Source organism: Catenuloplanes sp. NPDC051500 (assembly GCF_044454585.1).
Taxonomy (GTDB): Bacteria; Actinomycetota; Actinomycetes; order Mycobacteriales; family Micromonosporaceae; genus Catenuloplanes.
In genome coordinates this window covers 59,282-71,353 of the sequence record NZ_JBITDX010000008.1, presented here as the reverse complement: position 1 = coordinate 71,353, position 12,072 = coordinate 59,282, and the positions used below count along the sequence as shown (strand labels likewise).

Annotated in this window: 10 protein-coding genes; 5 read left to right on the top strand and 5 right to left on the bottom strand. The window is 71.6% G+C overall.

What is annotated here, in order from left to right; all coding sequences use genetic code 11:
• Positions 1 to 240: 240 nt before the first annotated feature.
• Positions 241 to 2,475 carry a putative bifunctional diguanylate cyclase/phosphodiesterase gene (locus ACIA8K_RS17950; protein WP_396060121.1) on the top strand — a complete coding sequence of 745 codons (2,235 nt, stop codon included), beginning with the start codon at positions 241 to 243 and terminating at the stop codon, positions 2,473 to 2,475.
• Between the two features lie 397 nt (positions 2,476 to 2,872).
• On the opposite strand, the gene ACIA8K_RS17945 is transcribed toward ACIA8K_RS17950, so the two are convergent.
• From ACIA8K_RS17945 to ACIA8K_RS17930, 4 genes are all read right to left on the bottom strand, one after another.
• Positions 2,873 to 3,979, bottom strand: a complete 1,107-nt coding sequence (locus tag ACIA8K_RS17945; RefSeq protein ID WP_396060119.1) for a proprotein convertase P-domain-containing protein — start codon at positions 3,977 to 3,979, stop codon at positions 2,873 to 2,875.
• Positions 3,980 to 4,115: 136 nt separating this feature from the next.
• On the bottom strand, positions 4,116 to 5,486 hold the full coding sequence (locus tag ACIA8K_RS17940) for an FAD-binding oxidoreductase (protein WP_396060117.1): 1,371 nt from the start codon (positions 5,484 to 5,486) through the stop codon (positions 4,116 to 4,118).
• A gap of 184 nt (positions 5,487 to 5,670) precedes the next feature.
• Positions 5,671 to 6,303 (bottom strand): response regulator, encoded by a 633-nt coding sequence (locus ACIA8K_RS17935; RefSeq protein WP_396060115.1) that lies wholly within the window; start codon positions 6,301 to 6,303, stop codon positions 5,671 to 5,673.
• Positions 6,300 to 7,529 (bottom strand): sensor histidine kinase, encoded by a 1,230-nt coding sequence (locus ACIA8K_RS17930; RefSeq protein ID WP_396060113.1) that lies wholly within the window; start codon positions 7,527 to 7,529, stop codon positions 6,300 to 6,302. Before ACIA8K_RS17930 ends, ACIA8K_RS17935 begins: the two co-directional genes overlap by 4 nt.
• 135 nt (positions 7,530 to 7,664) lie before the next feature.
• Between ACIA8K_RS17930 and ACIA8K_RS17925 the strand changes: the two genes are divergently transcribed.
• Complete coding sequence (locus ACIA8K_RS17925; RefSeq protein ID WP_396060111.1) at positions 7,665 to 8,456, top strand: lysostaphin resistance A-like protein; 792 nt, start codon at positions 7,665 to 7,667, stop codon at positions 8,454 to 8,456.
• On the opposite strand, the gene sigJ is transcribed toward ACIA8K_RS17925, so the two are convergent.
• The gene (gene sigJ, locus ACIA8K_RS17920) at positions 8,440 to 9,291 is read right to left on the bottom strand and encodes an RNA polymerase sigma factor SigJ (protein ID WP_396060109.1); all 852 of its coding nucleotides are present in this window, start codon (positions 9,289 to 9,291) and stop codon (positions 8,440 to 8,442) included. The genes ACIA8K_RS17925 and sigJ overlap by 17 nt on opposite strands.
• Positions 9,292 to 9,377: 86 nt before the next feature.
• Between sigJ and ACIA8K_RS17915 the strand changes: the two genes are divergently transcribed.
• From ACIA8K_RS17915 to ACIA8K_RS17905, 3 genes are all read left to right on the top strand, one after another.
• Positions 9,378 to 10,124: an SDR family oxidoreductase gene (locus ACIA8K_RS17915; RefSeq protein ID WP_396060107.1), complete on the top strand. Its 747-nt coding sequence runs from the start codon at positions 9,378 to 9,380 to the stop codon at positions 10,122 to 10,124.
• 160 nt (positions 10,125 to 10,284) lie between these two features.
• The gene (locus ACIA8K_RS17910; RefSeq protein WP_396060105.1) at positions 10,285 to 10,521 is read left to right on the top strand and encodes a DUF6289 family protein; all 237 of its coding nucleotides are present in this window, start codon (positions 10,285 to 10,287) and stop codon (positions 10,519 to 10,521) included.
• 257 nt (positions 10,522 to 10,778) lie between these two features.
• Complete coding sequence (locus ACIA8K_RS17905; RefSeq protein WP_396060103.1) at positions 10,779 to 12,059, top strand: NAD(P)/FAD-dependent oxidoreductase; 1,281 nt, start codon at positions 10,779 to 10,781, stop codon at positions 12,057 to 12,059.
• Positions 12,060 to 12,072: the final 13 nt, after the last annotated feature.

Here is a 12,072-nt window from a genome sequence, read left to right as displayed (position 1 = left end):
GCCCAACAGGCGAACCGTCAAAAAGACACGCGAAGTCCGCCATTCGGGCGACCCCCGGAGGCCTGACCCGGCAGCCTGCGCCATGAAGACCTTTCCGGCGGTACGGTCGTGGGCCGTAACGGACGAATCGCGCACTCCCCGCCGTACCCTCGCGATCGGTTTTGAATGGCTCTTAACGCTTGAATGGCGTGCCGCCCGGCCGAATAGGCGATGGGTATCCGTGAGGACGAGGGGGCGGCGGTGGGACGACGGACGGGCGTGGGGGCGCCGGTCGTAGTGTCGGTCATCGTTATCGGAGGGCTGGTCGCCGCGCTCGCCCTGCCCGCCGCGCGCAGCGGGATCTTCGGCCTCACCCTGGTCACGCTGGACAGCCTCGGCGCGGTCTACGCGCTGCGGGCCGCGCGGCACCGGGCCCGTCTCACCTGGCGCCTGGCCGCGGCCGGGCGGGCGCTCTCCGTCAGCACCACCGTCGCGCTGACGGTGAACGCGGTGAACGGCAGTGCCGTCGCCTGGTGGCTTGGCGTGTGCAGCGGGCTCGGCATGTTCGCCTGTCTCGCCGCAAGCGTGCTGTCGATCTCGGCGCGGCGGCTTGAGGGGCGGCAGTTGTGGGCGTTCGCGGCGGAGACCTGGGCGGTGTTCAACGGCGCGTTCATGCTTGTCTGGTACTTCGCGGTGTATCCGACGCTGAGCGGCGTCCCGCCCTCGCTGTGGCTGCAGCTCATCGGCTACCCGGTGGGGAACCTGCTGCTCGCGGTGTCGGTCTTCTCCGTCCTGCTGCGCGGCGGCGTGACCCGGCTCGGCGATCCGATCACCACGCTCCTCGGCGGTGTGCTGTTCTACGCGATCGCGGACACGCTGTGGGCGTCGATCGGCGCGCGCGGTGAGCAGGCGGCGCACTCGCCGGCCGTGGTGGCGGGCCTGACCCTGGCGTCGCTGGTGATGACGCTGGCGGCGATGCGCGCGGACTCGGCCGGCTCCGGACGCCGGCGCCCGCCCCCGGCCGCGGCGCAGTCGCCGTCCTGGTCTGCCTACCTGCCCTACGTGAGCGTCGCGGCCGGGAACACGCTGATGCTCGTGGGCACGATCCAGGGGCAGGAGTTCACGCTCTGGGGCGGGCTGGTGCTCGCGCAGACCGCGATCATCGGGGCGCTGCTGGTCCGGCAGGTGATCTCGCTGCGGGACACCCGGGAGCTGACGGTCACGGACACGCTCACCGGGCTGGCGAACCTGGCCGGGCTGCACGCGGGGCTGCGGCGCGCGGCCGGACGGCGGGAGCGGACCGCCATGCTGATCGTGGACCTGGACGACTTCAAGCAGGTAAACGACCGCTACGGGCACGACACCGGAAACGTGATGCTGATCGAGGTGGCGCGGACGTTGCGCGCGCACATCAGATCCTCGGACGTGGCCGCGCGGGTCGGCGGCGACGAGTTCGCGGTGCTGCTGACCGGCGTCGGCGAGCACGCGGACGCGACGGGCGTGGCCGCGCGCATCCTGGCCGCGTTCGCCACCGGCCCGATCCGGATCGGCGCGGACAGCATCCCGGCCCGGGCCAGCGTCGGCGTGGCGATCGCCGGGCCGGACGAGGACCCGCACGAGCTGCAGCACCGCGCGGACCTGGCCATGTACGAGGCGAAACGCGCCGGCAAGCACCTGTGGAGGCTCTACGAGCCGTCGATGACCGACCGCCGGGCTCGGGACGGCGCACTTGCCGACCACCTCGAGGACGCGCTGCGGGACGGGCAGCTGCAGGTGCTCTACCAGCCGCTTGTCGACCTCACCGACGGCCGCCCGGTCGGTGCGGAGGCGCTTGTCCGCTGGACCCATCCACAGCTCGGCCCGGTCTCGCCGCTCGAGTTCATCCCGGTCGCGGAACGTACCGGCGTGATCATCCGGCTCGGCCTGTGGGTGCTCGAGGAGGCCTGCCGCCAGGTCCGCGCCTGGCAGCTGCGCTCCCCCGGCACCGCGATCTACGCAAGCGTCAACGTCTCACCGCGCCAACTCCAGGAGCCGACGCTCGTCGCGGACGTCCTCGAGGTCCTGTCCCGGACCGGCCTGCCCGCCTCCGACCTGGTCCTGGAGATCACCGAGTCCGCGATCGTCGACGAGCACGCCGCGGTCCCGGCCCTCGCCTCCCTGCGCTCCCACGGCGTCCGCATCGCCGTCGACGACTTCGGCACCGGCTACTCCTCGCTGCAGTACCTGACCCGCCTCCCGGTCGACGTGCTCAAAATCGACCGCAGCTTCGTCTCCCAGCTCGACAGCACGCCCGAGGGCGCCGCAGTCGTCGAGGCCGTGATCCGCCTGAGCCAGGTCCTCCGCCTCCGTACCGTCGCCGAAGGCATCGAGACCCCCGCGCAGGCCACCGAGCTGCAACTCCTCGGCTGCACCCACGGCCAGGGCTACCTTTTCGCCCGCCCGCTGCCCGCCCCCGAGCTCAACGACATGATGAGCACCGCCGCTATCCGCGGATAAATGCTGATTTTCCCACTCCCGCGGTGCCCCAGCCCCGCGTGCTCCCGCGGGCCGCCCGATCCGCGGGTGGCCCGGAAAACCCCGATTGGTGTGCGTCGTCAATGGCAGGCACGGACGTCCGCGGGTGGCGGTCCTGTCGGACCCCCACGGTCCAAGCCCGTCATGCGGGCATCGGCAGGGCAGATCGGTGTGCGGCCGGCCGCTCTTTGCCGGTGGACATCCGCCACTCGACCTGAGGCTGGCGGACTACTCCGTGCAGGACGGCAAGGTTCGACTTGTCTACACCCGCCGTTGAGGGCAGCTCCGGCGGTTGCTGTGTCGTCACCGCTCTGCTTACGGCCGGCCGGGCCCGGACGGCGAACGCACGCTGGGCGGCGCCGTCCGGGCCGGGCCGTGGTCAGACCGTCAGGGTCCAGGTGGTGAGGGTGCCGGTGTCGCCGGAGGCGTTGTCCTTGAGGGAGAGTTTCCAGGCGCCGTTGGCGGTTTCGGCGGAGAGGTTGGCGGTGTAGGTGGTGATGATGTTGGCGGCGCTGTCCGTCGTCGAGGCGGACTTCAGCACGTAGTAGGTGCCGTCCGGGGCGTAGAGGTAAATCGAGACGTCGCCGCGGAACGGGTGGGTGATGTTGACGTAGACGGTCGAGGAGCTGGAGGCCGCGCGGGCACAGCCGGAGATGGTGATGGTGCTGGTCACTGCCGCGCCGGCGTCCGGGATGGAGACGTCGGTGCCGTTGGTGCCGGCGCACGCGCCGCCGGTGCCGGTCGGGGTCGCGGTCGCGGTGGGCGTGGTGCCACCGCCGCCGCCGAGGACCACGTCGACGGTGACCGTGCTGTTGGTGCAGCCGGCGGCGACGGAGGTGAGTTTGCTCTTCTCGGCGGTGTCCACGGTCAGGCCCCAGCGGACCTTCACGGCCGTGAACTCGGTGATGTAGCGGCAGGCCACGGAGGCGACCGACGGCATCCACTCGGCCGGGTCCTGATCGCTCTTGGACTGGTTGACGTTGTCGGTGACGGCGGCGAGCGTGCGCGCGTCGCCGAGGTCGTTCGCGAACGACTGGCGCTGTGCCGAGGTCCAGTTCCGGGCGCCGGAGTCCCAGGCCTCGGCCAGCGGGACCATGTGGTCGATGTCCAGGTCGGCCGGGTCGGTCCAGGTCGCACCGTCGTAGTAGGACGCCCACCGGCCGCCGGAGAGCGTGCAGCCGGAGCCGACGGACGGCGTGGTGGTGGCCTCGGCGATCAGCACCTCGTAGCGGGTGTTGCAGCCGTCGCCGTCCGCGTCGATCCAGTGGTTGAACAGGTCGCGGTCGTAGCCGGTGCGGACCTCGGTGGCGACCGGCAGGTTCGCCACCATGGTGCGCAGCGGCTGGGACACGGCGGCCTGCGCGGGCGCGGCGGTGAGAACGGAGACCAGGCCGGCGGCGACGATCGCGAGGGCGCCGCCGGCCGCGGCGAGTCGCACACGGACTGACAGCCGCCGGGGTACGGGCGGGCGGAGGGTGCGGTACATGTTTGTGCTCCCTTACCTGTAACAACGGGGTCGCCGTCTTTCTAATCGACAAACCTCGAAGTCAGAACACCAAACATGTGAATTGTGCATATTGAAAGGGGGCTCTGCGGGAGGCTATGCAGCCTCCCGCAGCGACTCAGGCCTGCGGCGGGATGTTGTAGTTCACCCGGAAGAGGTTGCGCGGGTCGTAGACGGACTTGATCCGGCGCAGGCGCTCCCAGGTGACCGGCTCGTAGGCGGTGGCGACGTCGGCCGCCTCCGTCTCGTACCCACTCAGGAAGTTGATCTGCCGCCCTCCGGTGGCCCAGGGGGCCAGCGCCCGGACCGGGCCGAACAGCGGCTCGCGGAACAGCTCCTCCATGCCCGGCTCACCAGCGGTCCCGGCGAAGATCGAGAAGCGTGCGCCGCGGTGGCCGACCGCGTTCGGCACCTCGGGCTCGCGGGAGAGCGCGCCGCCGAGCTGCCGGATCTCGAACGCCAGCACGGGTGTGTCCACGCCCGGCCCGGCCGCGTCGAACAGCGCGTCCACGGCCTCGGCCGGGAAGTCGTGAAGCAGCGCGCCCTGCTCGTAAGCGGGGATAGGGTCGACCGGGTCCGCGTGGATGGCGGCGAAGCCGGTGTACGGCATTTCCCCCACCGCGTCGATGATCGGCGTGCCGGCCGCGCGCGCGTCCTTGACCAGCGCGGCGCCGTCCTCGGCCGAGCCCAGGTAGGTGTAGCGCAGGTGCACGGTGAGCCTGCCCCGCAACGGCTCCGGCACGAACGGCAGCGGCGGGAAGCGGAACAGCGCCACGGATGCGGTCAGCGCGTCCGGAGCGTCCGCGACCAGGCGGCGGAACGCGTCGAACACCGGGCGGGCGTCGGCGCCGTCGAAGAAGATGCCGCCGGCGTACATCCGGGTGACCGGCACCAGGCCGACAGTCAGCGAGGTGACCACGCCGAAGTTGCCCTTGCCGCCGCGGATCGCCCAAAACAGGTCCGGCTCGGTCTCCGCGTCGATCCGCCGCAGCACGCCGTCCGCGGTGACGATCTCCGCGGCCCGCACGTGGTCCGCGGCCCAGCCGTAGGTGCGGCCGAGCGTCGAGCTGAGCCCGCCGCCGAGCGTGTAGCCGACCACGCCGACGTTCGGCGACGAGCCGGCCAGCGGTGCCAGCCCGTGCTTCGCGGCCTCGTCGACCAGGTCCTGCACCTCGACGGCCGCGCCGACCGTGGCCGTCCGGGCCTGCGCGTCGATGCTGATCCCGTTCAGCCGGCGCAGGTTGATCAGCAGCGCGCCGTCCGCGGGCCGGGCCTGGCCGTGCCCGGTCGCGGTGACCGCGATCGGCAGGTCACGCTCGGCGGCGTACCGGATCGCGGCCCGCACGTCCTCGGTGGACGTGGCGCCGACAGCGGCCACCGGGCGGCCGATCATCGCCAGGTTCCAGGTCGCGGTCTCCTCCTCGTAGCCGGCGTCGCCCGGCGTCAGAACCGGGCCGTCGACCAGCGCGGCAAGCGTCTCGGTGCTCATGGGTCAGTCTCCTCGTCACAGCGGGCGCGGCGGACATGCCGGGCCCGCACCGATGAGATCACCGTGGGGTCGGCGTTTGATAAACGATCAGCGGACTGGTGTGCCGGTTCTGGGCCGAGCATCCGGCGCGCCCGGCGGTTACGCCCACGTCGGCGCCCGGAACGCGGCGCGTCATCTCACGACGCTATACAAAGTGGCTGAAGGCGAGTGCGAGCTGGGTACGGTCGCGCAGGGACAGTTTGCGGAGTGCGGCGGAGACGTGGTTCTTGACAGTCCCCTCGGTCAGGAACAGCGCGCGGGCGATCTCCTGGTTCGAGGCGCCGGTAGCGACGAGGCGGGCGACCTCCTCCTCGCGCGCGGAGAGCACGGCCGGGGAGGGATCGCGCGGGGCGGTGTCGAGGCGGGCCACCACCCGGCCGGCGACCTGCGCGTCGATGACCGTGCCGCCGCGGGCCGCGGAACGGATCGCGGCGACCAGCGTCTCCGGCGACGCGTCCTTGAGCAGGAAGCCGCGGGCGCCGGCCCGGAGGCTCCCGAAGACGAACTCGTCCTCGTCGAACGTGGTCAGCAGCACCGCGTGCACCTCCGGGAAGTCGGTGACCAGCCGGGCGATCAGCTCGACGCCGGCCATGCCGGGCATGCGCGCGTCGACAAGCGCCACGTCCGCGGCGACACGGGCGAAGACGTCGAGCGCGGCCGCCCCGGACGCGGCCTCGCCGACCACCTCGATGCCCGGCTCCAGCTCAAGCAGTCGGGACAGGCCGCGGCGCATCAGATCCTGATCATCGACGAGGACCACGCGGATCGGTGCGCTCATGCCCGGTTCTCCCCATTCCTCGAAGCACCCGCGAGCCCGGCAGGATCCGGCGCAATGCTGAGATCCGGCGCACCGCTGAGATCCGGGGACGGCAACTCGATCCGGACCTGGAAGCCGCCACCGGCGTCGCCCGCGTGCAGCACACCCCCGGCGTCACGGACCCGGCCGGCCAGCGCGGTCAGCCCGAACCCGTGCGCCGCTCCCTCCGCACCGCGCCCGTCATCGGTGACGCTCAGCGAGACGGCATCGGGCGTGAACCCGAGGCGCACCACCACCCGGCCCGCACCCGAGTGGCGCAACGCGTTCGTCAGGCTCTCCTGCACCGCGCGGAACAGCACGATCTCCCGCGCGGCGTCAAGCGGCCGTTCCGCCCCGTCGACCTCGATCGACACCTCCAGCCCGGTGCCGTCGAACGTGCGGGCCAGCTCGCGCAGCGCCTCGCTGCCGCGGCGGCCCTCCAGCTGCGGCGGCCGCAGCGCGCGGACCACCCGGCGGATCTCCTGAAGCGCGTCACCGGTGAGCGTCTTGGCCTGGCGTACGTCCTGCCAGGCCGCGTCCGGCTCGCGGTCGCGCCACCGTTCCGCGTTCTCCAGGCCGACCTTGACGACCGTGAGGTGGTGGCCGACCGAGTCGTGCAGCTCGCGGGCCATCCGCACGCGCTCCTCGGCCACTGCCAGTTCGTGCGCGCGCTCGGCGTACCCCCGAAGCTCTTGATGGGCCTGGGTCAGCTCCTCGTGGAGCAGGTCGGCGTGGTCGCGGGCGGCGCGCGCCTCGCCCACGGCGGTGGCCAGCGCCATCACGAACACGCCGTTCAGCGCGATGCCCAGTGCCTCGTAGACGGACTGCACGGGCGATCGGTGGCCGATGGTCAGCTGCGCGGTGAACTGGAGCCCCACGAGCACCGCAGTCGTGACCGCGCCGGCCCGCAGGCCGAACACGAGCGTGAGATTGCAGAGCGCGACAAGCAGCAGGAAGAAGCTGACCTGGGAGCCTTCCACCACGCCGATCAGCAGCGCCAGCAGCAGGAAGCCGGCCGTGGCCGCCCACCGCCCGGCGCCGCGCCGCCATCGCAGCGTGGGCCAGACCAGCGCGATCGCGCACATCAGCACGGCCAGCAGCGCACGGACGCCGGCGTTCTGGTCCCAGGCCGCGATGTGCAGCACGATCAGCGATGCGAGGCAGCCCCAGAAGAACATGCTGATCAGCCACGGCCGGTCCTTGTTCACGAACACAACCCTAGAAGCGCCGGGGGTACGGGTCGACCCGCCTGAGGATGACTGTGCACCATGACCGAGGTCATGGTCGTGGCCATGACCGTGGCGCGATGTGCCGGATCCCGCGCGTCAATAGCGTTTCGTGGCATGACGACGACAGAGACAGAGGTACGGCCGCGGCTCCCGCTTCCGGTCCGCGCGCTGCTCACCCTGATCGCGATGTTCGTGGCGGCGCTCTCCGGCGTCGTCGCGTTGCTGCTCCCGGACGGCACCGGTCAGACCGTCGCGGTCCATCTCTGCTCCACCGCGGCCGGGATCGGGCTGGCGACAGCGCTGGTCCGCGGCATAGACCGGCGGCCGGTGTCCGCGCTCGGGCTGGGACGGCCCGCGCTCGGCGCCAGTCTGGCCGCGCTGGCCGTGATCGCCGCGTGCACCGCGGCCGGCACGGTGCTTGCTGTCGTGTGTGGACTGACCACCCGGGCGGTCAGTCAGCCGGGCATCTCCGGATGGGTGGTGCTCACCATGCTCACCCAGGCGTTCCTGCTCCAGGGCATTCCGGAGGAGGTGCTGTTCCGCGGCTATCTGGTGCAGTCCGCGCTCGGCCGCCTGCCGATCTGGGGTGTGACAGCGCTGTCCGTGCTGGTCTTCGGCGCGCCGCACCTGCTCTCCGGGTCGGGTGCCACCTCGTTCGGCGAGCAGGCGCTGTTCCTGCTGCTGCCGATCGGGTTCGCGCTGCTGGCGACCGTTTTCCGGCTGCGGACCGGCTCGGTCTGGCCCGCGGTGGCGGTGCACGGCGGGTTCCACGTGAGCTGGTGGCTGGCCGCGCTGTGGGTGACGCCGCGGACCGACACCTACGGCGCCTATCTCGCGGTCGTCGGCGGCGTCCTGCTGACCGTGGGCCTGGCAGCGGCCTGGTGGGAGATCAGGCGAACGCGGTGAGCTTCTCCGGGTTGCGGACGGCAAGCACCTCGTGCACGCGGCCGTCCGCGACCTCGACGGCGATCAGCATCCGTGGCCCGTCCGCGGATGTCACAAGGATCGCCGGGCCCCCGTTCACGGTCACGATCGACCAGGTCGCGGCGATCTTGCCGAGCTTGCGGCCGAGCCCGGCGATGAAGTCCGGCAGGTGCCGGGTGACCGGGCGGGTCGCGGCGCTGACCAGCCCGCCGCCGTCCGAGCGGAAGACCGCGTCGCCGGCAAGTACCGCCTCCAGCCGCCGCACGTCGCCGTCCCGGGCCGCGGCCAGGAACGCCTCAAGCAGCCGCCGGTGCGTCTCCGGGTCGGCGGGCGTGCGGCGGTGCTCGGCCAGATGGGTGCGGGCGCGCGTGACGAGCTGCCGCGCGTTCGCCTCACTGACCTCGACGATCTCGGAGATCCGGCGGTACGGGTAGTCGAACGCCTCCCGGAGCACGTACGCGGCCCGTTCGCGGGGACCGAGCCGTTCCAGCAACAGGAGCACGGCCAGCTCGATCGCCTCCGCGCGTTCGGCACCGAGAGCGGGGTCGGGTCCGGTGGCGACCGGCTCCGGCAGCCACGGCCCCGGGTACGTCTCCCGGCGCGCCCGCGCGGACGTGGCCTCGTTGATCGCCAGCCGGGTGATCGTGGTGACAAGGAAGCCGACCGGGTCCCGCACCGTGTCGTGATCGACGCGCTGCCAGCGCACCCAGGTCTCCTGGACCAGGTCCTCCGCCTCCGCGACGCTGCCGAGCATCCGGTAGCCGATCCCGAACAGCCGGTCGCGGGTGCCGAGGAAGTCACTCAGCGGATCCGGCATCGGCCGATCATATTCGAGCGCCTGTCACAGAACGGCCACCCACCCGGTCCTCACCTACGGACACTCCGCTGACGAGAGGGACAACAGTGAAGATCGTAGTTATCGGCGGTACCGGGCAGATCGGTTCGCGGCTGGTGAGCCGGCTCGGCGCCGAGGGCCACGAGACCGTGGCAGCGTCGCCGGGGACCGGCGTGAACAGCATCACCGGCGAGGGTCTGGAGGCCGCGTTCGAGGGCGCGGACGTGGTGGTGGACGTGACGAACGCCCCGGCCTGGGGCGATCAGGAGGTGCGTGACTTCTTCACCACCTCGACCACGAATCTGCTGGCAGCGGGGCAGAAGGCGGGCGTCGGCCACCACGTCGCGCTCTCCATCGTCGGCACGGACCGGATGCCGGACTCCGGCTACCTGCGGGCGAAGACCGCGCAGGAGGCGCTGATCAAGGAGTCCGGCGTGCCGTACACGATCGTGCGGGCCACGCAGTTCTTCGAGTTCATCGCCGGGATCGCGCAGAACTCGACAGTGGGCACGGAGGTGCACATCCCGCCGGCGCAGTTCCAGCCGGTCGCGGTGGACGACGTGGTGGCCGCGGTGGCGGACGCCGCGACCGGCCCGGCCGCGAACGAGACGGTGCAGGTGGCGGGCCCGGAGGTGTTCCGGTTCGCGGAGATCGTGGCGCGGGTGCTTGCGGACGCGGACGACCCGCGCACAGTGGTCGAGGACCCGGCCGTGGGCTACTTCGGCGCGGCGCTGCCGGACGACGGCCTGGTCCCGGCGCCCGGCACGGCCCGGCTCGGCGCGCTTGACTACGCGACCTGGTCCGCTAGCCGATGATTTGGTGCGGGACGGGCGGGGTTTCCCCGCCCGTCCCCCACTGACGGTATTCGTCGCGTTGCTCTGGGTTCCCGGATGGGGTGAGAAGCGACCGCGACCGATTGCTGACTGTCCACTGTGGGGCAAAGCTGCGGGCACCCCCTACGGAAAGGCCACCCGCATGCTTCTCCGACGCACCCTGATCGCCGCCGTCCTGGCCGTCGCCGCGTTCCTCGCGGTGCCGGGCTCGCCCGCCCAGGCGCGCGTGTGCCAGCTCGGCTACACCTGTGACCTCTACTTCTACTCCGACTCCGCGCACACCACGCTTGTCGGCGGCATCCGTACCTACTGCGAGGGCGACACCGACTCGTGGGGACGGCGTACCAGCTACCAGGATTTCATCGAAACACCCTGCTGACCCCCGCACCGCCGGCGTGGTCGTTCGCCGCGCCGGCGGTACCGCCTCCGCCCCTGATTTGTTGATCAGTTAGCGTCCTCGCTGCACACCCCTGACGACGGACTGCGCAACCCGTTCTCAGGGTGCACGCGGGACCAGGTAGAAGGCTCGTTCGTGACGGATGCCGGGAGATCCTCCCGGTGACCATGGACTCAGCCGGAAACGGGACTTCCGGTCCCCGACCGTCCGTTGATCAGGATGGAACGGGAGCGTGGAGAATGACACAGAACACCGCACACAGGGTCGTCATCGTCGGCGCCGGTTTCGGCGGACTCAACGCGGCGCGTGCGCTGCGCAAGGCACCGGTCCAGGTCACCGTGATCAACGGGACCAACCACCACGTGTTCGAGCCGCTGATCTACCAGGTCGCGACGGGTGTCCTGTCCCCCGGCGAGGTCGCCACACCCGTGCGGGACCTGCTCGGCCGGCAGAAGAACGCCGAGGTGCGGCTCGGCTGGGTCACCGACGTGGATCCGGCCGCCAAGACGGTTACCGCCTCCGGCCCCGAGGGCGACTACACGGTCGGCTACGACACGCTCATCGTCGCGGCCGGCTCCAACCAGTCGTACTTCGGCAACGACGGCTTCGCGGAGCACGCCCCCGGCATGAAGACGCTCGACGACGCGCTCGACCTGCGCGGCCGCGTCTTCGGCGCGTTCGAGGCCGCCGAGCTGGCCACCGACCCGGAGGAGGCCGCGCGAAAGCTCACCTTCGTAATCGTCGGTGCCGGCCCGACCGGCGTGGAGCTGGCCGGCTCGATCTCCGAGATAGCCACCCGTACGCTTCGCGGCACGTTCCGCAACATCGACCCGGCGACGGCCCGGATCGTGCTTATCGACGCGGTCGACCGGGTGCTCCCCACGTTCCGCGCGCCGAACTCGGCAAGCGCGGCGAAGCGCCTCCGGAAGATGGGCGTGGAGATCCGGCTCGGCGCCAAGGTCGTCGACGTCGACACCACCGGCGTGAAGATCGAGACCGTGGACGGCGTAGAGCACATCGACGCCGCCACCAAGATCTGGGCCGCCGGCGTCTCCGGCACCGCGCTCGGCCGCCGCGTCGCGGAGGTCACCGGCGCCGAGACCGACCGCGGCGGGCGCATCCTGGTCCAGCCCGACCTGACAATCGCCGGCCACCCGGAGATCTTCGTGGTCGGCGAGTCGATGACGCGCGACAAGCTCCCCGGCGTCGCCCAGGTCGCCATGCAGGGCGGCACCTACGCCGGCCGGACCATCGCGCGCCGCCTGGCCGGCAGGTCCACGGACAAGCCGTTCGCCTACTTCGACAAGGGCAACATGGCGGTCGTGTCCCGCTTCAACGCGGTCGCGGCGATCGGCCCGCTCAACCTCGGCGGCCCGCTCGGCTGGCTGATGTGGCTCGGCGTGCACGTCTTCTACCTGCAGCGCGGCCGCAACCGCACCACAGCGATGCTGCGCTGGGCGCTCAGCTTCCTCGGCCGCAGCCGCGCCGAGTGGTCGATCCCGGCCAGCCGCCTGTCCTGACCCGCGCGCCGGT